19 protein-coding genes and 1 tRNA gene are annotated in these 20,184 nt (G+C 71.5%); 14 read left to right on the top strand and 6 right to left on the bottom strand.

Features of this window, described 5'->3' with window-relative positions; translation table 11 throughout:
• Nucleotides 1-18: 18 nt before the first annotated feature.
• Nucleotides 19-1,053, bottom strand: coding sequence for a ketoacyl-ACP synthase III family protein (locus tag AB0K25_RS03110; protein ID WP_363818056.1), 1,035 nt, complete (start codon nt 1,051-1,053; stop codon nt 19-21).
• A gap of 212 nt (nt 1,054-1,265) precedes the next feature.
• Between AB0K25_RS03110 and AB0K25_RS03105 the strand changes: the two genes are divergently transcribed.
• The 9 genes from AB0K25_RS03105 to AB0K25_RS03065 all read left to right on the top strand — a co-directional run bounded on the left by AB0K25_RS03105 (nt 1,266) and on the right by AB0K25_RS03065 (nt 12,008).
• Nucleotides 1,266-2,897 (top strand): FAD-dependent monooxygenase, encoded by a 1,632-nt coding sequence (locus AB0K25_RS03105; protein ID WP_363818053.1) that lies wholly within the window; start codon nt 1,266-1,268, stop codon nt 2,895-2,897.
• A 202-nt stretch (nt 2,898-3,099) separates the two neighbouring features.
• Nucleotides 3,100-4,581, top strand: a complete 1,482-nt coding sequence (locus tag AB0K25_RS03100; RefSeq protein WP_219465643.1) for a nitroreductase family protein — start codon at nt 3,100-3,102, stop codon at nt 4,579-4,581.
• A gap of 3 nt (nt 4,582-4,584) precedes the next feature.
• Nucleotides 4,585-6,012, top strand: a complete 1,428-nt coding sequence (locus tag AB0K25_RS03095; protein ID WP_363818050.1) for a class I adenylate-forming enzyme family protein — start codon at nt 4,585-4,587, stop codon at nt 6,010-6,012.
• A gap of 47 nt (nt 6,013-6,059) precedes the next feature.
• Nucleotides 6,060-6,329 carry an acyl carrier protein gene (locus AB0K25_RS03090; protein ID WP_208565400.1) on the top strand — a complete coding sequence of 90 codons (270 nt, stop codon included), beginning with the start codon at nt 6,060-6,062 and terminating at the stop codon, nt 6,327-6,329.
• Nucleotides 6,322-7,065 carry a dihydrodipicolinate reductase C-terminal domain-containing protein gene (locus AB0K25_RS03085; protein ID WP_219465641.1) on the top strand — a complete coding sequence of 248 codons (744 nt, stop codon included), beginning with the start codon at nt 6,322-6,324 and terminating at the stop codon, nt 7,063-7,065. The genes AB0K25_RS03090 and AB0K25_RS03085 overlap by 8 nt, the downstream gene beginning before the upstream one ends.
• Complete coding sequence (locus AB0K25_RS03080; RefSeq protein WP_219465640.1) at nt 7,062-7,805, top strand: class II aldolase/adducin family protein; 744 nt, start codon at nt 7,062-7,064, stop codon at nt 7,803-7,805. The genes AB0K25_RS03085 and AB0K25_RS03080 overlap by 4 nt, the downstream gene beginning before the upstream one ends.
• An 8-nt stretch (nt 7,806-7,813) precedes the next feature.
• Complete coding sequence (locus tag AB0K25_RS03075; protein ID WP_219470565.1) at nt 7,814-8,974, top strand: acyl-CoA dehydrogenase family protein; 1,161 nt, start codon at nt 7,814-7,816, stop codon at nt 8,972-8,974.
• 37 nt (nt 8,975-9,011) lie between these two features.
• The gene (locus AB0K25_RS03070) at nt 9,012-10,556 is read left to right on the top strand and encodes a GMC oxidoreductase (protein WP_357532878.1); all 1,545 of its coding nucleotides are present in this window, start codon (nt 9,012-9,014) and stop codon (nt 10,554-10,556) included.
• Nucleotides 10,557-10,646: 90 nt separating this feature from the next.
• A complete protein-coding gene (locus AB0K25_RS03065) occupies nt 10,647-12,008 on the top strand; it encodes an aminotransferase class V-fold PLP-dependent enzyme (RefSeq protein ID WP_219465636.1) in 1,362 nt (453 codons plus the stop codon).
• 54 nt (nt 12,009-12,062) lie between these two features.
• On the opposite strand, the gene AB0K25_RS03060 is transcribed toward AB0K25_RS03065, so the two are convergent.
• Both AB0K25_RS03060 and AB0K25_RS03055 read right to left on the bottom strand, forming a co-directional pair.
• A complete protein-coding gene (locus AB0K25_RS03060) occupies nt 12,063-12,926 on the bottom strand; it encodes a ParB N-terminal domain-containing protein (protein ID WP_219465635.1) in 864 nt (287 codons plus the stop codon).
• A gap of 454 nt (nt 12,927-13,380) precedes the next feature.
• Nucleotides 13,381-13,962, bottom strand: coding sequence for a TetR/AcrR family transcriptional regulator (locus AB0K25_RS03055; RefSeq protein WP_208565394.1), 582 nt, complete (start codon nt 13,960-13,962; stop codon nt 13,381-13,383).
• Nucleotides 13,963-14,756: 794 nt separating this feature from the next.
• Between AB0K25_RS03055 and AB0K25_RS03050 the strand changes: the two genes are divergently transcribed.
• Together AB0K25_RS03050 and AB0K25_RS03045 are read left to right on the top strand one after the other, a co-directional pair.
• Nucleotides 14,757-15,011 (top strand): type II toxin-antitoxin system prevent-host-death family antitoxin, encoded by a 255-nt coding sequence (locus AB0K25_RS03050; RefSeq protein WP_219465633.1) that lies wholly within the window; start codon nt 14,757-14,759, stop codon nt 15,009-15,011.
• A complete protein-coding gene (locus tag AB0K25_RS03045) occupies nt 15,008-15,382 on the top strand; it encodes a type II toxin-antitoxin system VapC family toxin (protein ID WP_219465631.1) in 375 nt (124 codons plus the stop codon). The genes AB0K25_RS03050 and AB0K25_RS03045 overlap by 4 nt, the downstream gene beginning before the upstream one ends.
• A 375-nt stretch (nt 15,383-15,757) precedes the next feature.
• Here the strand turns inward: AB0K25_RS03045 and AB0K25_RS03040 are convergent.
• Nucleotides 15,758-15,832 (bottom strand) — tRNA-Lys (locus AB0K25_RS03040).
• 172 nt (nt 15,833-16,004) lie between these two features.
• On the opposite strand from AB0K25_RS03040, the gene AB0K25_RS03035 reads away from it, so the two are divergent.
• Nucleotides 16,005-16,397, top strand: coding sequence for an SCO5389 family protein (locus AB0K25_RS03035; RefSeq protein WP_363818043.1), 393 nt, complete (start codon nt 16,005-16,007; stop codon nt 16,395-16,397).
• Nucleotides 16,398-16,668: 271 nt separating this feature from the next.
• Here AB0K25_RS03035 and AB0K25_RS03030 read toward each other — a convergent pair whose 3' ends face one another.
• A complete protein-coding gene (locus AB0K25_RS03030; protein ID WP_208565392.1) occupies nt 16,669-17,061 on the bottom strand; it encodes a transcriptional repressor in 393 nt (130 codons plus the stop codon).
• Nucleotides 17,062-17,369: 308 nt separating this feature from the next.
• Between AB0K25_RS03030 and AB0K25_RS03025 the strand changes: the two genes are divergently transcribed.
• Both AB0K25_RS03025 and AB0K25_RS03020 read left to right on the top strand, forming a co-directional pair.
• Nucleotides 17,370-17,843 carry an Rrf2 family transcriptional regulator gene (locus AB0K25_RS03025; protein WP_357532875.1) on the top strand — a complete coding sequence of 158 codons (474 nt, stop codon included), beginning with the start codon at nt 17,370-17,372 and terminating at the stop codon, nt 17,841-17,843.
• A 206-nt stretch (nt 17,844-18,049) separates the two neighbouring features.
• Nucleotides 18,050-19,288 (top strand): MFS transporter, encoded by a 1,239-nt coding sequence (locus AB0K25_RS03020; RefSeq protein WP_363818039.1) that lies wholly within the window; start codon nt 18,050-18,052, stop codon nt 19,286-19,288.
• On the opposite strand, the gene AB0K25_RS03015 is transcribed toward AB0K25_RS03020, so the two are convergent.
• The gene (locus AB0K25_RS03015) at nt 19,261-20,043 is read right to left on the bottom strand and encodes an SAM-dependent methyltransferase (RefSeq protein ID WP_363818036.1); all 783 of its coding nucleotides are present in this window, start codon (nt 20,041-20,043) and stop codon (nt 19,261-19,263) included. The genes AB0K25_RS03020 and AB0K25_RS03015 overlap by 28 nt on opposite strands.
• Nucleotides 20,044-20,184 lie beyond the last annotated feature (141 nt).

The following is a 20,184-nucleotide window of genomic DNA, read 5'->3' as shown; positions in this document are numbered from 1 at the left end:
GGCAGACATACCGGACGGTCAGGATCGGGCCCAGTCCGGGATCGTCACGATCTCCAGGACGGCCGCGCCCCAGTTGAAGCCGTAGCCACTCCCGGCCAGGACGACGTGGTCACCCACGGCCAGGCACCCGGTGGTCAGCAGATGCTCCAGACCGGCCACCTGGTCCCCCGCGCCGAGGTGTCCCACCCGACGCCCGAACTCCCAGGTGGTCCGGTCGTCCGGGACACCCATCTCGGCCAGCATCGTCCACCAGCGGACCGTGCGACCGTTGTTGGGCAGGACGAAGCGCCGCACGTCGGCCGCGGCGACCTTGGCCTCGTCCAACGCCTGACCGATCGTGTCGCAGAACCCGCTGGCGATCCGCTGGGAGATGTCCTCGAGATCGTCGAGGTTCTTGCGCATGAACCGGGCCTTGCGGCCCCGCAGGTCGAGGGGCTTGTCCCCGGCGTGCGGCGCGTCCTTGAGCCGGGTGCCCCGATACATCGCCTCCAGCGACGGGTCGGCGTTGAGCACACAGGACAGCACCCGGGCGAAGCCGGGCCGGGAGCTGAGCAGGAGCGCGGTGCCACCGTCCGCCATCACCGTCCCGCTCTCCGTACGAAATCGGTCGAAACCGGGGAGGCAGAATCGTTCGCCGGTGGTCATCAGCACCGTGGCGTCGTCCGGACAGGCGGACAGGAAGGACGCGCCGATCAACAGACCGGCCAGACCTCCGTTGGACTTCTGGTCGATCTCCATCGCGGGAGCGCTGCCGCCGATCGTCTGCTGTTGCACGTACGAGGACGGCGTCCACACGTCCTGCCCCTGGAAGTACGTGCCGTGGTGCAGCAGGAGCCGGACGTCCGCAGCGGACGGCTGACGCCGGTCCAGGGCCTGCCGTGCGGCCGCGACGGCCAGGTCGGGTGCGAACTCGTCGTCCGACACGCACACCGCGAGCAGCGCGTTGCCCACGTACTCGGCGTCCGGGTAGCGGCCGTCCGCGACCGCCTCGCGGAGGTCCAGCCTACGGCCGAGACGGACGCCGACCGAGTCGAAGTAGACCTCGTTCATCATCAAGGCGAATGGTCCTTCCGCGGAAAGAGGGACAGCAGCCGCAAGGGCGAGGATCGGGCTGACGTTCGCGCCGAACGCAGGGGCACCGTAACAGCCGGAAATACCTGTCCGGATCACCCGCACGCAATTTTGAACACCAGTTGACGCGCCCCGCGAAAACCGCTATCGCTGGCACGGCAGGGCAACCGCATGGACTCGGAGAAGGAGATCCCGTGGCACCTCGAAAAACTGATGTCGTGATCGTCGGAGGCAGCACCGTCGGGTTGTTCACCGCGATGTTCCTGGCCCGGTCGGGGGTCTCGACGCTCCTCGTCGAACGGCATCCCGCACCGCTGCGTCACCCCCGCGCCATGGGCATCGGGCCCCGGACGGTGGAGCTGCTGCGGACCGCCGGGATCGCCGACGAGGTGGACCGCCTGTGCGTGGACATGTCGGGTGGCAACCTGGAGATGATCAGCACACCGACCCTGGCCGAGGCGGACCTGCCCGCGCTGGCCCGGCAGGCGCCCCCCCGCGCCGAGCCGTTCCGGCGGACGACGCCGCAGATCCTGCGGGGCACCTGCCCGCAGGGACGGCTCGACCGCGTGGTCATCGACCGCGCCAGGGCACTGGGAGCCCGCCTCGAGTTCTCGACCGAGCTCACCGGTTTCGAGCAGGGACCGGACGGGGTCACCGTGAGCCTGACCGGCCCACAGGGGCCGTACGAGGTGGCCTGCGACTACCTCGTCGCCGCCGACGGCGCGCGCAGCGGCGTGCGAGAGGCCCTCGGCATCGGCGTGACCGGCCGGGGCGCCATCGGCGATCCGCTGGTCAGCGTGCTGTTCCAGGCAGACCTCGACGAGTTCACGCAGGGCCAACCGTTCGTCATGTGCGACATCACCACCCCGGAGGCGGCCGGTGGCCTGCTGCCCGTGGACGGGCGGGGCGAGTGGCTCTACGTCGTTCGGTACTCGCCCACCGCCGGCCAGCACGCCGAGGACTTCACGCCCGAACGGTGTCGGAGCCTGATCCGCGCCGCAGTCGGCCGCGCCGACCTCCCGGTGGCGGTGATCAGCACGCTGACCTGGCAGGTACGGGCCGCACTGGCCGATCGGTTCCGCGCCGCCCGCGTCTTCCTGGCCGGCGACGCCGCGCACGTCGTGCCGCCGGTCGGCGCGTTCGGCATGAACACCGGGGTGGCCGACGCGCACAACCTCGCCTGGAAGATCGCGCACGTGCTGGCCGGTTCAGCCGGGCCCGACCTGCTGGCCACCTACGAGGCGGAGCGCCGCCCGGTCGCCCGGACGGCTCTGGAACAGTCGACGCTGCGCCTGGCGGACCCGTCCCTGCACTGGGCCACGGGCAGTGCCGGGGCGCGACGTCGCGCCGACGCCGGTGCCCTGCACGCGCCCGTGGTGCACCTCGGCTACCGGTACGCGTCGACAGCGGTGCTGGATCCGGTGCCGGCGCTGCCCTCGACCGAGGAGGTCGAGCTCGACCTGGACGGCGCACCCGGTTCCCGCCTGCCGCACCGCTGGTTGCGGCACGACGGTGCCACCGTGTCGACCCTCGACCTGGTCGACTACCGGCTCACCCTGTTCGCCGGCCCGCAGGGTCAGGCATGGCACGCCGTGGCGGACGAGGTCAGCCGACGGCTCGGTCTGCGGCTGGCGGTGCACTGCATCGACCAGACGTCCGGCGGGGACCCGGAAGGTTCGTGGGCCGCCTCGGTGGGGATCGACGGGTCCGGCGTCCTGTTGGTGCGCCCGGACGACTTCGTCGCGTGGCGGGCCCGGCGTATCGGGCCCGCCTCGGCCGACGACCTGGAGAAGGCACTGCTCACGATCCTGTCGCGGACCCACTGACCGCGACCGCATCCGTACAACTGCGGAATCCCGCAGTTGCCGGGCTGGACCGCCAATAGTTGGTCTGGCATGGTTGATTTCGCGCCGGACCTGTTTCAGCGGTCGGCCGACAAGCAATTCCACACGCATCTCGGCGCACACCATCCGCCACTCCTGCGGCATGGTTGAATTGTGGCGCCGGCAGACGAGAAGCGGACTGCTGATGGATCGATCTTCGGTCGCGTACCACAATTCCTGGAACACTCGCGAAGATGTGTCCGGGGGTCTCGCCGACGGTCTCGACGGCGACCGGGGCCTCCCGGCGTCGCTGGCCCGCCATTCCACCGAGGCCGAGCCGGACGTCGTGGCCTTCTGGCACCGGATGGCGCTCGCGGCGCCGGCCGCCGACGCGCCACGCCCCGGGCGCATCCCGGTACCGGCCGAGCTCCATCCGGTGCTGCAACTTCTCGAGGTGGCCTGCCGGGGGTCCCGGCACGGTGGGATCTCGGTGCCCTCGGCCGGGGCGCTCTACCCGTACGAGCACGCGGTCGTCGCGGAGCACGCCGGAGAACTGGCGGTCTTCGCGGTGGACGCCGCACGCCGGTCGGTCCATCTGCAGTGCCGCATCCGACCAGCCGAGTGGCCTGGTGGCCTGCCGCTGCCGGGGCCCGGCAGGACCCTGCTGCTCACCAACGTGCGCCCGTGGCTATCGATGCGGAAGTACGGCGACCGCGGTTACCTCTACGCACACCTGGACGCCGCCCACCTGAGCACACATCTGCTCTGTCTCGCTCAGTCGCGCTTCGAGCGGACACGCGGCCTGACAGCGCGCGAGGTTCGTCCGCTGGATCAGGTGCTGGGGTTGCCGGGCCGCTGCCGCTTCGTCCACAGCGCACTGTGGCTGGACTCGCCGACCGCTGGGTCGTCCGCACCTCGGGAGAGCTGGGCCTGCGTCGACCAGCACGGGGCCCCGCTGAGGCAGACGCTGCCCGAGCACCCCGAACAGCAGTGCTGGCAACGTCTTCCGGCCCGACCGCAGCCGGGAACGCCCGTCGCGGACAGCGGCGCCGGGTCGTTCACCGCAGCCCGGGTGGCGGCTGCCGGCCCGGTCGCCGGACAGTTGGCCGTGGCGGCGCCGCGACGACGCTCCGCCAAGGACTTCACCGGCGAGACGGTGCCGGTGGGCGACGTCCGCCGGGCGCTGAGGGCCACGGGGACCCGCCTGCCGTGGGACCTTCCCGTGACCGGCACGTTCGGCATCACCGTGCTCGCCCGCCGGGTGGCAGGGTTGGCGGCCGGGGCCTACCGGGTGTACGACGGGACGCTCGCCCCGGAGCCGGTGGCGGAGCACGTGGTCGACGGTGACGAACTGGTGCGTATCTGCATGGGTCAGGAGCACCTCCGACATGCCGCTGCGGCGGTGGTCTTCCACGCCCCCCGGGACGCCATCTTCCAGCTCGGCATCGACGGCGTGGACGCGGCCCTGTTCCGGGCGGGCGTACTGGCCCACCTGCTGTGTCTGGGTGCCGCCGACGCGGGACTGGCGATCACCACCATCGGCGGGTTCGACGCCGCCGGTTGGCACCGGCTCAGTGCGCTGCCGCAGAGGGACGAAGCCCTGTACGTGGCCCTGGTCGGTCAGGCCGGCGTCGTGGCGGTCAAGCTCGACCGGCTGCAACGCGCCTACGCCCATGACGAGGCCTGAGACATGCTGATCGAGGTGATCGACGACGCCACCCGACGGCACGGCGACCGGCCGGCGGTCTCCGACCGGCAGACCACACTGACCTACCGTGAGCTCATCCGGTCGAGTGCGGTCTGGGCCGACACGTTGGCCGGGTTGCTGCCGGGTGGAGACCGTGGCCGCATCGGAATCCGGGCCGGCAACGGTGTCGCCTACGTGGTCGCCTACCTGGCCGCCCTCCGCTGCGGCGCGGTCCCCTTCCTCATCGACCGGGTCAGCGGGGTGCAGGAGACAGCGGCGATCCGGGAGGACTGCGGCCTCGACCTCCTGGTGCACGACTCCCCCGCGCCCGGCTGGGGCACCCCGCGTGGTGAGCTGGGCACCCTGACCGTCACCGGCGCCCCGTCCGCCGGTCGCGCCGCACTCGACCCGCAGACCGAGGTCTGCCGTTTCACCTCCGGCTCGACGGGGCGGCCCCACTGCATCGAGTTCCGCGGGCAGGCGGTGCACCGGGCCGCAGTCAACTGGGCGACGGGGACGGGCCTGGACGCCGACGACAGCATCGCCTGCTTCGCGTCCCTGTCGAACGGCCTCGCCTTCAACACCTCGCTGCTGTCGGCGTTCCTGGTGGGCGCCCGGTTGCACCTGCCCAACGGTCTGCCGTCCGGCAGTGCGGTGGGCCGGGCGGTCGCGGCGTGCGCCGCCACCCGGCTGGTCGGCTTTCCCGCACTCTACGACTCGCTGGTACGCCGACCGGTGACCGACGGCTCGTTCAGCCGGCTACGCATGGCCATCTCGTCGGCGGCACCGCTCGATCCCGGCACGAAACACCGGTTCGTCGAGGCGACCGGGGTGCCGCTGCGGAACTACTTCGGCGCCGCGGAGGCCGGCCCGCTCACCTTCGCCACCGATCCACTGACCGACCTGGGCCTCGGTGGGCCGCTGCCGGGCGTACTGCTGCGCGCGGGGACCAGGGCGAACCCGGGTCCCGTCGAGGTACGCAGCGAGTCCATGGGCACCCGCTACCTCAACGCCCCGGGGCTGTTGGAGAGCCGGATGACCGACGACGGTCACTACCGCACGGGTGACCGCGGCTACCTGGCCGACGGCAGCCTGTTCCTGAGTGGACGCAGCCACCGGGTGATCAACGTGGGCGGCCGGAAGATCGATGCCACCGAGGTGGTGGAGGCCCTGCGGGCGGCTGCCGGTGTCCGCGACGCCGTGGTGCTCCAGGTGTTGGACCGGCACGGCGTGCCCGCCCTGGCTGCCGTGCTGGCCGCCGACGACTCGCTGGACCCCTCGGGGCCACGACGCTTCCTGGCCGGCCGGCTCGCACCGTACAAGATTCCCAGCCTGGTCCGTGTCGTCCCCGAGATCCCCCGGGGGTCCGCCGGCAAGCCGGCGATGGCGGCCCTCGAAGGACTGTTCGCCGTCGACCGCACCGACGGCTGAGACGCCACGTATCGATCCCGATAGCCGCAATGTGCAAGGAGATGGTCATGTCGGAAAGCGGCACCAGAATTCGACAGAAAGTCGCGCGCATCATCACCGAGTCGGCCGAGGGCGGGCTCAGCGAGGCGGACCTCGACCGGGCCGGCGGATCGCTTCCGGCGCTGGGGTACTCGTCGCTGTCCTACATCCGCATGATCGACGCGATCGAGAACACCTTCGGCATCGAGATCGACCAGGACGAGGAGGATGATCGACTTCGGTCGGTCGACGGCATCGTCGCCCTGGTCGCGGCACAGGACGAGTCGGCGCATGTCTGAGCCGGTACTGGGAGTGGTCGGCCGGGGCCGGCTCGGCACCGCGGTGCGCGACCTGGCCCGGGCCGAGGGGCACGAGGTACGCGTCTACGCCTCCCGCGCCCTGCCCGATCCACGCACCGAGACGGCACCCGACGTCGTCGTCGACTGCTCCGCGCCCGCGGCGTTGACCGGCGTCGCCGAACTCTGTCACCACTGGCGTCGCCCGCTGGTCCAGTGCGTCTCGGGACTGGACGAGCAGCAGGAGGCCGTGCTGGGCCGGCTGGGCCGGTCCGTCGCCGTGGTGGCCGCCCCCAACCTGACCCTGGGAAACTACCTGCTGAGCAGGGCGGTGCGGTGCGTCGCCGAGGTGGTGACGACCATGGCGCGGGCCGGCGTCACCGGGGCGGTCCCGGAGGCCGCCGTCTTCGAGCGTCACCCGGCCCGCAAGGCGCACCGGCCCAGCACCACGGCGGTTCAGCTGAGCCGGTTGTGGACGTCGCTGACCGGGCACGAGGTCAGCGACGTGGCCTCGCTACGCGCGGGCGACGCGGTCAGCGACCACGAGTTGCGACTCGGCTGGGACGGGCAGTCGCTCGCCCTGGTGCACACGGTGGGGTCCATCCGGACCGCCGCCGCCGGGGCGATCGGTATCGCTGCCGCGGCCACCAGTCTGCCGGTGGGCGTGCACCACGCACACGACGTCTTCGACCAGATGCTGGCCGTCATGGGCGGCGACGGCGGAAAGGACCAACGATGAGCCCCGAGGCCGACCAGGTGACTCCTCGTCCGGTTCCGGCGCACCTGAGCAGGCAGATCGCGTACGGCGCACGCATGCTGTCGCTCGACGGTCACGACGACTTCAACCAGGGTCAGATCTCGGCACGTAGGCCCGGCTCGGACGTGTTCTTCATCAAGAACGCCCTCTGCGGCTTCGACGAGGCGACCCCGTCCCAGGTGGTGGCCGCGTCGACGGACCCGCACGCTCCGGTGGACCCGTTGGCGCCCCCCGAGCTGCCGCTGCACCAGGCCATCTACCGGGCCCGCCCGGACGTCAACGGGATCGTGCACAGCCATGCGCCGTACACGCTCGTTTTCGGCGCCACCGATCTGCACCTGCGGCCCCTCTCGCACGACGGCTCCTACTTCACCGGCCGGCTCGGGCTGTTCACGCAGACCAGCAACACGGTGCTCGACCAGTCGACCGGCGAGGCGATCGCCAAGAGCCTCGGCAGCGGCGAGGGTCTGCTGCTGCGCAACCACGGCGGGGTGGTGGTCGGTCGGAGCGTCCGGCACGCCGCGGTGCTCGCGCAGGTCCTGGAGCGGGCGTGCCGCCTGCAACTGCTGGCCGAGCAGACCGGCGTGCCGTACGTCTGGGCCACCGACGAGGACGTCCAGCTCAAGCGCGACTTCATCTACGCCGATCTGTCCATCCGGTCGTACTGGGAGTACGCGGTCCGCCGGGTCGACGCGACGTGGCCGGCGGCGGCCCGGTGGTGACGGGGCGGATCCCGCAGGGAGCACCTCCGGGGGCGGCGGAGGCGACGGAGGTCCGGGACCTGCTGTCGCTGGCCCGGGAACTGGCCGACAAGGAGCTGTCGCCCCTCGTCGACGAGTTCGAGGCACGCGGCAGTTTTCCCCGGGACCTGCTCCGCACGCTGGGCCGGGTGGGCCTGCTGGGCCTGCCCTACCCGGTCGAGTACGGGGGTGGCGGTCAGCGGTACGAGGTCTACCTGAGCGTGTTGGAGACACTCGCGAGCCGTTGGCTGGCGGTGGCGCAGTCCGTCAACATCCATGTGTTGTCGTGCTACCCGTTGGCCCGGTGGGGCAGTCCGGAGCAGCGCAGCCGTTGGTTGCCCGACATGCTCGGCGGTGACCTGCTCGGTGCCAACTGCATCTCCGAGCCGGCGGCCGGGTCGGACGTCGGCGCGATCGCCTGCGCGGCCCGCCTGGACGAGGCCGCGGGCGTCTACGTCGTGGACGGCACGAAGGCCTGGACGAGCCATGCCGGCGTCGCCGACTACTACAACGTCTTCTGCCGCACCGGTGGCGAGGGCGTACGGGGACTGTCGGTGTTGCTCGCCTCCGCCGACACGCCGGGTGTCTCGCCGCAGCGGCCGGAGCGGAAGATGGGGGTGCAGTCGTCGCCGACCGCCTCCGTCGTGCTGGATGCCGCGCGGGTGCCGGCCGACCGGCTGATCGGCCGACGCGGCAAGGGCTTCCTCATCGCGGCCGGGCTCTTCGACCGGGGCCGCCTCGGCATCGCCTCCTGTGCCGTCGGGCTCGCCCAGGCAGCCCTGGAGTACGCCACCGCCTATGCCAGGCACCGGCGGCAGTTCGATCGTCCGATCACCGACTTCCAGGGTGTGGCGTTCCTGTTGGCGGACATGTCGACGGAGATCGCCGCGGCGCGGGCCCTGGTCCGGGAGGCCGCTCGGGCCCTGGACGAGGGCCAGCCGGACGGCGTCGTCACGGCGATGGCCGCCCGGGCCAAGCTCTTCGCCACCGACGTGGCGATGCGGGCGACCACCGACGCCGTCCAGGTGCTCGGCGCGTACGGCTACGTCCGGGACCATCCGGTCGAGCGCTGGATGCGGGAGGCCAAGCTGCTGCAGATCATCGAGGGGACGAACCAGATACAGCGCGTCGTGATCGCACGGTCACTGTGACCGCGGTCCGCACCTCGACTCCGGCTGAGGAGCACAGATGAGCGAGTCCACCGACGTCGCGGACGTCGTCATCGTCGGCAGCGGCCTCACCGGTGCCGTCTACGCGCGGCTGGTCGCGGACACCGTACCGGCCGTGCGCATCCTGATCGTCGAGGCTGGTCCGGCGGTGACCGAGCCACCGGGCCGGCATCTGAGTCACGTCACGGATCCGGGGGAACTCGACCGGGCCCAGGTCGCGTCACAGGGGCCGCTGCGGGTCCGGCATGGCACGACGGTCGCCTCCGGCATCGCCCACAACGTTCCGCGTGGTCAACGTGACGATGCCTTTCTCAGCCGTCCGGGCCTGTTCCCGGTGGACCCGGGCGGCTCCCTCCCCGCCGCGCAGGCCGCCTGCAACGTCGGCGGCATGGCCACCCAGTGGTTCGCAGCCTGCCCACGGCCCGCCGGTGCCGAGCGCATCGACTTTCTCGACCCGGCCGTGCTCGACGGGGCGCTCGGGGTCGCCGAACGTCTACTGCGCGTCTCGGCACGGCAGTTCGCCGACTCGCCCGTCGAGTCACGGATACGGCGACGGTTGGGTGCCGCACTCGACGACGGCCGCGCTGCGCACCGGCGCGTTCAGCCGTTGCCCATGGCGCTGACCGTCGAGCACGGGTCGGTACGGCGGGCCGGTGTCGACGTGGTCCTCGGCGGGCTGCTCGGCGACCGGCACCGCCACGTCGCGTTGCGTACCCGGACCCTGTGCAGCCGGGTCCTGACCGACGACGGTGGCGTGACCGGGGTGGAGCTGCGCGATCTCGCCACCGGATCGGTTTCCACCGTGCGCACCGGGCACGTGGTGGTCGCCGCAGACTCGCTGCGTACCCCGCAACTGCTGTTCGCCTCGGGCATCCGGCCACCGGCGCTGGGTCGGTACCTCAACGAGCACGCTCAGGTGTCGCTCGCCGCCGAGCTGCACGGTTTCGCCGGTGAGGTGCCGGCCGGCCCGGCCCGGGGCGTCACCTGGATTCCCTACGACGACCTGACCTTCCCGTTCCACGGGATGGTGACTCCCCTCGATCCGACCACCTTGCCGGTCCCTGCCCCGCACCCCTGGGCCGCGGTGCACCTCTTCGTGCCGCAGGACGTGGCTGCGGGCAACCGGGTGACCTTCAGCGATGACGAGCGTGACTGGGCCGGCCTGCCGGTGATGCGGCTGCGTCACCGGCCGAGCCCGGCAGACGGGGCCACGATCGAGGCGGCGCGGGAGGCGGTGCTGCGGCTGAGCCGGCTGCTCGGCCGGCCGGTCGAGGGCGAGGTGCCCTGGGTGCATCCGCCCGGCAGCTCCCTGCACTACCAGGGCACCGTACGGATGGGAGTCTCGGACGACGGCACCAGTGTCTGTGACCCGGTTTCGCAGGTCTGGGGTGTGCGCGGGCTGTACGTGGCCGGCAACGGTGTCATCCCGACGCGTACGGCGTGCAATCCGACCCTCACCAGCATGGCTCTGGCCGTGCTGGGAGCGCGGGATCTGTGCGACCGGCTGGGGCGGCCGGCAGTCGTCGGCGCTGCCTCGGGGGCCGCGTCCGCGGCGGTGAGGTGAACCGGCTCTCCGGCCCGGGGCCCGCGCTCACCGTGTCGAGGGAACCAGTCCGTGCCCGTCGGGCGTGCACTCAGGAACAGGAGGTCCTCCATGCCGGCCACTTCCACCTCTGCGCCGATCGATCCGGCGCTCCGCGCACCCTTGCCGGTCCTGGGTCGCGACGTCACGGTGCCGCTGGTCACCGGCGGACACGTGACGTACGCGGCGCTGGACTACGCCGCGAGCGCCCCTGCCCTGGAACGGGTGTGGAACGACGTCGCGGCTTTCCTGCCGTACTACGGGAGCGTGCACCGCGGCGCGGGCTATCTCTCGCAGTTGTCCACCGCGCTGCTTGAGCGCAGCAGGGACACGGTCCGCCAGCATCTCGGTGTCCGGCCCGACGACGAGGTCCTGTTCACCCGCTCGACGACCGACTCGCTCAACCTGCTCGCCGGGGCCCTTCCGGGGGACACCGAGGTGTATGTCTTCGAGACCGAGCACCACGCCGCGTTGCTGCCGTGGCACGACGGCGCGACCACCGTCCTTGCCGCACCGTGCTCGGCGCAGGACGCGGTCGACCGGTTGACCGCGGCGCTGGCCGGACGAAGCCGGCGACGACCGGGGCTGGTCTGTGTGACCGGGGCGTCGAACGTGACCGGCGAACTGTGGCCGGTGGCGGAGCTGGCCTCGGTGGCCCACGCCGCCGGTGCCCGCCTGGTGCTCGACGCCGCCCAGCTGGCACCGCACCGACCGATCGACGTCGGCGCCCTGGGCGTCGACTACGTGGCGTTCTCCGGTCACAAGATGTACGCCCCGTTCGGGGCCGGTGTCCTGGCCGGTCGGGCCGACTGGCTGGGTGCGGCACGGCCCTACCTGGCCGGCGGCGGGGCGAGCCGGCGGGTGGAGGTGACGGCGGCGGGCACCCTCGACGTGCAGTGGCACGGCGGCAGCACACGGCACGAGGCCGGGTCGCCCAACGTCGTGGGTGCGTACGCCGTGGCATCGGCCTGCCGGGCGTTGGCCGAAGCGGGGTTCAGCGCTCTCGTGGAGCGCGAGGACGCCTTGTTGCGCCGGCTGACGGGCGGCCTGGCCGCCATTCCGGGTGTCACGTTGCTCTCCCTGCTGGGCGACGGGGCACCACGGGTGGGCGTGGTCAGCTTCGTGATCGAGGGGTGGAGGAGTTCGCAGGTGGCGGCAGCGCTCTCAGCCGAGCACGGGATCGGCGTGCGGGACGGCCTGTTCTGCGCCCATCCCCTGATGCGTGTGCTGGTCGGTGCCGTGCACCAGGGGCCCGCTTCTGGGCGGGACTCCCGGCCGCAGGGGCGCAGCCAGCACGCGATACGCGCGAGCTTCGGCGCGGGGACTCCGGTGGAACACGTCGATCGGTTGGTGGACGCGGTGTCGTCGATCGTCCACGAGGGCACGCGGCACGAGTACCGCAACGACGGGGAGCGCTGTGCCCCCGTCCGGTGACCGGCACGAACGGCGCCGCCGGATCTCCGCCCGGCGGCGCCGTTGGTGCCGGTGTCACGCGGAGTAGCGTTCCCGCCGTTCCAGCTGATCGGCGAACATCTGCCAGCTCCGCGCGCACTCCCGGGCGATGCGTGCCACCGCGCCCGACTGGTAGGTCGGCACGGCCTCCACCAGCCGTCGCCGTTGCAGTTCGTCGAGGGCACGGAACTCCAGGAACCGCAGCAGGAGGCGGCCGGCGTCGGTGAAGCGGAGCCGGGGGTCCCGCCGGAGGTCCAACACCGGCGTCGGCTGTTCGACGCTGGTGCGCCGGGCGGCGAGATCGTCCCGGGGCGGTCGCGTCACCTGGCGGACCGGTGCCGTGTCCTGCCTGGCGTCGGTGTCTCGTTGCTTCGTGGCGACCGGGTCCTCGCCACGCTCCAGGCGGGTCCGGACGTCGCGGGCGGTTCCGGGTGAGATGCCGACGCTGCGGGCGATCTCCCGCAGCGACGCGTCCGGATGCCGCGCGATGAACTCACCGGCACGTCGGCGTCCGTCGGCGCTGGAGACCGGCCGGGTCCGGCCGTCGAGGCCGACCCTGCTCACCTCCGAGGCGACGCCTTCGTTGCGCTGCCGTCGGATCGAGGCGACGGTCTTGTCGGCGATGCCGACCACGGCGGCGATGGCCCGGTTGGACCAGCTCGGATGGGAGGCGACGATACGTTCGGCGGCGGCCCGCCGGTCGGCGGCCGAGAGCGGCAGACCGTGCTTGGCGTTCAGTCGTACGGCCAGGACGAAGGCGTCCTGCTCGTTTCCGTCGAAGAACCGGACCGGGATGGTGGCGTCCCCCCGGATGCCGGCGGCCTGCAACCGGTGCCAGCCGTCCACCACCCGCATGGTCTGCCGGTGCACGATGATCGGCGGTAGTTGCCCGGCGCACACCGCGAGCGTCTGTACGTGGGATCCGTCCGCTCCGGCGATTCTCGGCGAGCAGGACCCGCTGAGCTCGTTAAGAGGAACCTGTTCCACGGTCGGGCTGGTCTCGCCCCCCTCGACCCGGTGGTGCCTCGAATCCCCCGAATAATTCACGTCATCGCTCGTCGAATCTGTCGTCCCCGTAGTCATCTTTGCCTCCACAATAAAATCACGGTGCAGTGCGGAGTGATTGACCCGTTGAAGCCTCCCTCGCGCCGGGTCGGGCGCTGTTACACATGTAAACATCAGTGCAAATCTATCAATGTATATCCCTGGACGCAACGGGTCACTCTACAATTACTCAGAGTGATAATGAGGCGTACGACGGCACCCGGAAAACGGGAATGAAGAGTTACCCCAGGCATTAAAGGCGCGGCCGGGGGAGCGCGCTTGCCGGCGGCGGACTACCGCCGGGGGTCACCTATCGCGCAGCGCCGGACGAGGGCCACTCGGTGAGCATCACGTGAATTGCTTCGATGCCATTTTCCCAAGATTTCTGCACGTCCCGGGGATGACCGAAACCACCGATCGACTCCAGTGAGACGAAGCCGTGCAGAGAACTCCGGACGAGCCGCACCGCGTCGGTCAATTCGCCCTCGCTCAGGTCGTAGGCGCGGAACATCGCCATCGTCATCGCAAAGATGCGCTGGTGGCCCGTCGACCGGGACAGCTCCTCCTCGGTGAGCTGGATGTGGGTGGCGGTGTACCGGCCCGGGCAGGTGCGGGCGAACTCCCGGTAGGCATTGGAGAAGGCCACCAACGCGTCCTTGCCGGCCCGACCCGCGAGCGCTTCACCGATGCAGTCAGCCAACTCGGTGGCGGCGAGCACGGCGACGCCCTTACGCAGCTCCGCGACGCTACGGACGTGCGAGTACATGCTGGGCTCGGCGATGCCGAGGATGCGAGCCACGGCCGAGAGGGTGACCTTGTCGAAGCCGACCTTGTCAGCCAGGTCGGCTGCGGCCGTCGTCACCCGCGACGCCACCAATCCGACTCGGGCCACCCTTGCCTCCCTGATCCCTCAGCCTCGTCCTGGAGGCGTCAACTCAAGCGACCAGTCATGCAACTAGCTACCGGCTGCAACCTATGGGCCATAGGAAGTCGCCGTACCTTCATAGCACACGCAGGGCGGCAGAGCACACACGGCCACCCCGCAACCTCAAGGTCACGAGCCGTCACCGGAGTAGCCCCGCACCACGTTTGCTCCATCTTAGCGCCGGTAGAAGCTGATTTATGCCTCGACCCCCGGCGCGAAATGCCGACACTGACCGGAAATGACGACATATTGCCGCACTTACTGTATGCAAAATCACCATAATTATGATCAAAAATTCTCAGGCTCGACCGACGCCCGTTGCCCCCCGCCGACGACGCCGGCAACGCGTGGAACCCGCACCGATACTGCCGGGTCCCGCGCGTACCAGCGGCACGGGTCGATGCCCGCCGGTCGGAGTCGCGGGCGGGCTGGTGCGAGGTGGCCGGCCGACTCCTACCGGACGCGGGCGACGCTCGGCAGGATCTGCGTGCGGACCAGGAGCGGGGCCGAACTGCCGCCCTGGTGGTGCCTGCTGATGTTCGTCAGGCATTTCCGCAGCTCGGCTGCGATTGCTGGTGGGCCGGAGGCACCACCATGCGAACCACACTGCCCTCATCGTTGGTAACCCACTACCACTGAATTTGCTCAGCTCGCGGTCGTCGAGCGACCCCCGACGAGCCCGACCAGGCCGGCGGCCTACGAATCCGTGACGACATCGATCCAGGCAGGCTAAGCTGTTAGCTAATCGAGGAGGTGGCGTCATGTCCGCTGAGGCCGTGCACTACAACATGCATGATGCCAAGACCCACCTGTCGCGCATCATCGACCGGGTGGAACACGGCGAGGAGATCATCATCGACCGGGCAGGAACTCCGGTGGCGAAGGTCGTGCCGCTGGTACGGCGGGCCAACCGAACCGCGGTCGGCTCCCTCGCCGGTCAGTTGGATCTCTCCGGCGACTGGGACTCACACCAGACCAATGCAGAGATCGCCACTGATTTCGGCATCGGTGCATGACCCTGCTGCTGGACACCCATGTCGCACTGTGGGCCATCACAGGCGATGCGACTCTCGGCGACGAGTTCCTCGATCGACTACGCCACGACCCGGACATCTTCCTCTCCCCGGTCAGCCTGTGGGAGATCACCATCAAGCAGAGCGTGGGAAAACTCGCCGGCCCCCCGGACCTGGCCGAGAGGGTAAGGGACATGGGCTTTCGCGCACTCCCGGTGACCCACGCCCACGCCATCGCCGCCGGCCGCCTGCCGCCACATCACCGCGATCCCTTCGACCGCATGCTGGTGGCACAGGCGACCGCCGAAAGGCTGACCCTGGCCACCCGCGACGCGTCGATAACGCTGTACGACGTGGACATCCTGAAGGTATGAGTCAGTGGCTGGTCTCACGGCCACCGAACCGACATCTGGGCATACGCGTCGGAAGCCGGCGCCATTGCGAACCCGCAGAACGATCTCCACACAGACCCAACGCATAGATCCAACCAAACGTCTGTAACTGCCCCCTGATGAGCTTGCCGCGGGGGTGTGGAGGGCTCTACGGCACGCCAACCTGCGGATCACGTAGGAGGCCTACGTTCACCGGTCGCCGAAAAAGGACCGGCCGCGCGGCCTGGCCGGTGGCCTCTCGCGGGACGCGGGCAGCGCTCGACGGGATCTCCGTGCGGACCAGGATCGGGGCTGAGTTGCGCCCTGGTTGTGCCCGATGATCTTCGTCAGGTGTTTCGGCAGCTCAGCGGTGGTTGCTGGTGGGCCGCCTGGGACTCGAACCCAGAACCTAAGGATTAAAAGTCCTCAGCTCTGCCATTGAGCTAACGGCCCGCTGAGCCACAGGTTACCCGACCACGTCGGCCGGGTCGGGTCCACCTAAGACCCGCCCTCCGCTGCGTGCGCACCGTCGGGAGTGTCGGTGTTTGACGCGGGCGGAGTGACGTGGTGTGCTCACGGGGTTAGCGCTAACGACAATCGTTATCATTATCAGTTGAGGAGGATCATGTCTCTCACCGTGTCACCCGCCCTGCTGGAAGCCGCCGAAGCGGGCCCGGTCGACGACCGGGACTTCGTCGCCTGCGTTCGGGAATCCCTGCCGTACGCCTGGCAGACCGTGAGCCGGGTCGTCGCCGACCTGGAGTCGTCGGGCGCGGAGCGGGCGGACAACTCCGTACCCCCGCCCGGCGAGGCGGAGCGGGGGCAGTTGCTGCGCGCACTGGCCAGCGACGCCATCCGCGCCAGCCTGGAGCGCCACTTCGGCGTGAAGCTGGCGTTCCAGAACTGCCACCGGGTCGCCGCGTTCCGCCCCGCGGCGGTGGACTCGGAGCCCTACCGCCGCTTCGTCTCCACCCGTGGTCAGCTCCTGAACCAGTCACCCGAGCTGCGCAACTGCTGACCGCACCGGTGTGCCGGACCGGAGGACACCACTCCCGGTCCGGCACACCGGACGGCACCGCACACGCGGCAACCCGAGCGGGGCCGGACAGCGGGGACGCAGGCGACCACCCGAACGGTGCCCGACAACCGGATACGGGCGACAACCCGAGCGGGTGCCGGACGACCGGACGCGGGTGACAACCGGACGGTGCCCGACAGTCGGACACGGGCGGCAGCCCGCCGACGACGGGGGTCCGGTTATCGCCGGGGGCGGTGCGGTGTGCCGCGGGTCAACGGGCGCACTGCGCGCAGGTGCCGAAGATCTCGAAGGTGTGCCCGACCTCGGTGAAGCCGTGCTGGGCGGCGACCTGGTCGGCCCACCGTTCGACCGCCGGCCCGGCCACCTCCACCGTGCTACCGCACCGGCGGCAGACCAGGTGGTGATGGTGCCGGCTCTGGCTGCACCGGCGGAACAGCTGTTCACCGCCGGGCAGCCGGGTGGAGTCGATCTCCTGGGCATCGACGAGCAGTTGCAGGGTGCGGTAGACCGTGGTCAGGCCCACCCGCGCCTTGCGGGCCACCAGCATCTGGTGCAGTTGCTGCGCGGTGTGGAAACCGTCGACCTCACGCAGCAACGCCAGCACCTCGCCGCGCTGACGCGTGTTCCGGGTCACGTTCGGCATCGCCTGGGTCACCGTACCGCCGTCTCCGCTCGTCGCCCCGACCCCCGACCGGCGGCCGTCGCTGCCCCTCGCCTCCACCGGACAGCGCGGAGACCGTAACCATTATGCGCTGCGCATATGAGCACGCCACGGCCCGTGTCCACGCCCACGGCGACCGCCCCGCCCGGCATCGACACGCGCGACGGCCGTGACCGGGGTTCCGGCCGGCCGACCGCCCTGGTCCCGCACCGGAACCGGCGCGCGGGTAGCCGGCCGTCGGTGTCGCCCCCCGCCGCATAATCAGGACAGCTAATATCCTGGTTATGCGGATGAGCGAGCAGGTCGAGTGGGGGTTGCACTGCTGCCTCACGCTCGCCTGGATCGGCGGCGAACACCCGATGCCCGCCGCCCGGCTCGCCGAATGGTTCGAGCTGCCCCCGGCGTACCTCACCAAGTGCCTCCAGGCCCTGACCCGGGCCGGCATCCTCCAGTCCGTGCCCGGCGCGCGCGGCGGGTTCCGACTCGCCCGCCGACCGGCGGACGTGACGGTGATGGACGTGCTGGTGGCGGTCGACGGGCCCGACAACCCGTTCCGGTGCACCGAGATCCGCCAGCGGGGCGCGGGGGTGGACCCCTCCGCGCCGGAGTTCCGCACCCCGTGTGCCATCAGCACCGTGATGCACCGCGCCGACCTGGCCTGGCGTCGCGAGCTGGCCAGCCACACCCTGGCCGACCTGCTCGAATCCGCTCCGGCGGGCGCAGCCGAACGCACCCGTCGCCGTTACGCGCAACTGCGCGGCTGACGCCCGCCCGCGACCTCCGACCCACGGTCGCACCGACCGGTGGCGCACCCCGCCACCACCCGCAGGCCCACCCGCGCCCGACCGGCGACCCCGGCCACCGGCCCGGCCGACGCACCCGCCGGCCCCGACGACCGTCCACCCCCGAGTCCCCGTGCCCGGCACGGCCCGCCGTGCCGCCGCACGCCGTCCCGCCGACCGGAGACCTCATGTCCCACCCGCACACCCGTACCGGCCCGGGGCCGGCCACCACCGCCGGACCCGGGCGCGGCCCACGGATCACCCTGATCCTCGCGGCCGGCACCTTCGCCGTCGGCACCGACGCGTTCGTCGTCGCCGGGCTGCTGCCCGACATGGCCGCCGCACTGCGGACCACCACCACCGCCGCCGGGCAGTCGGTGACGGTGTTCGCGATCTCCTACGCGATCCTCGCCCCACTGCTGTCCACGCTGGCCGCCCGGCTGCCACGCCGTCGCCTGCTCGTCGCCGCGCTGCTGGTGCTCGCCGCCGGAAACCTCGTCGCGGCGGCTGCCGAGACGCTGCCGGTGCTGCTCCTCGGCCGGATCGTCGCCGCCGCCGGCGCCGCCGCGTACACCCCCAACGCCGGTGCCGTGGGCGCCTCGCTGGTGCCGCCCGCGCAACGGGGTCGGGCCCTGGCCGTGGTGATCGGCGGGCTCACCGTCGCCACCGCGCTGGGCGTGCCGCTCGGCGGGCTGACCGGGCGGTGGCTCGGCTGGCGGGCCGCCCTCGTCGCGGTCGCCCTGCTGGCGCTCGCCGTCGCGGCGGCCGTCCGGCTGGCCATGCCCGCGCTGCCCGGCGGCCCGGCGGTCCCGTTGCGCGCCCGGCTGACGGCGCTGCGCCGACCGGCCGTGCTCGCCGTCCTGCCGCTCACCGTGATCGGGATGGCGGCCTGCTACACCGTGTACGCCTTCGCGGTGCCGACCCTCGGCGCGCTCGACGTCGACGCGTACCAGGTCAACCTGATGTTGCTGCTCTACGGCGTGGGGGCGGTCGTCGGCAACGTCGCCGCCGGGTACGCCACCGACCGGTGGGGTGCGGTGCCGGTGCTGGCGACGGGCTATGCCGCGCTGGCCGTCGCGCTGGGCGTGCTCGGTGCGCTCAGCACCGCCGGGTCCGCCCCGACGGTGCTGGTGGCGCTGCTGGTCGGCGCGTGGGGCGCGGCGAGCTGGTGTCAGACCCCGGCACAGCAGCACCGGTTGATCGCCGCCGCGCCGCAGCAGGCCCCCCTGGTGGTGTCGCTGAACTCGTCCGCCATCTATCTCGGGATCGGCCTGGGCACCGCCGTCGGCGGCGCGACGCTGCCCTCCGGCGTGCCCACCATGTACGCCCTCGGCGCGGCCGGTGCCGTGGCCGCCCTGCTGGTGCTCCACCTCGGACAGCGGATCACCCGGCGCGACGGTCAGCGGCGCAGGCCCATCCCCGCGTAGCCGTGGGAGATCCGTTCCCGGGGTTCCCCGTCGGGCCGCCACTCGGCCACCCGGACCAGCCCCGGATCGACCAGGTCGTACCCGTCGAAGAAACGCAGCACGTCGGCGTGCGGGCGGGGCACCAGCGGGGCACTGCTGCGCTGGTAGACCGCCTGCCCCTGCCGGGTGGGCAGCGGCGGGGCACCGTCGGTGGTGAGGTGGGACACGACCAGCGGGCTACCGGGGACCGTCGCCTCCCGCAGCCGGACGACGGCATCCCACGGCTGCTCGGCGTCGGTGACGAAGTGCAGCACCGCCACCAGCAGCACGGCCACCGGGCGACCGAAGTCGATCGCCGCCCGCACGTCGGGGTGGGCCAGTAACTCGTCCGGCCGGCGCAGGTCGCCCCGGACCACGCTGGTCCGCCCGTCGGCCGGCAGCAGCCGCCGGGCGTGGGTGACGGCGACCTCGTCGTAGTCGACGTAGACCACCGTCGACTCGGGGGCGACCCGGCGGACGATCTCGTGCACGTTGCCCTGGGTGGGCAGCCCGGCACCGATGTCGAGGAACTGGCGTACGCCCAGCTCGGCGGCGTGCCGCACGGCCCGGCGCAGGAAGTGCCGGTTGGCCTGGGCGGCGATCCCGGTGTCCGGGAAGATCCGCAGGATCTGCTCGGCGGCGGCCCGGTCGGCGGCGAAGTTGTGGCACCCGCCGAGGTAGTAGTCGTACATCCGGGCCACGTTCGGCCCCGGCTCGGCGTCGGTCGGCGCGGTCACCGGCCCTCCCTTTCCCCTCACGTCGCTGCGGGACGACCCACCGCCGGGCGGCGGGCACGTCGCGCCCTGATGTCTAGCACCCCGGGCGACGACATGTTGACCCGCCGTGTCGGCGAGCCGGCAGCACGGGACCGCCCCGGG

This window comes from Micromonospora sp. NPDC049257 (genome assembly GCF_040678915.1).
Taxonomy (GTDB): Bacteria; Actinomycetota; Actinomycetes; order Mycobacteriales; family Micromonosporaceae; genus Micromonospora; species Micromonospora antibiotica.
Note: the sequence above shows the minus strand (reverse complement) of the source record. Positions and strands in the feature narration are given on the sequence as shown.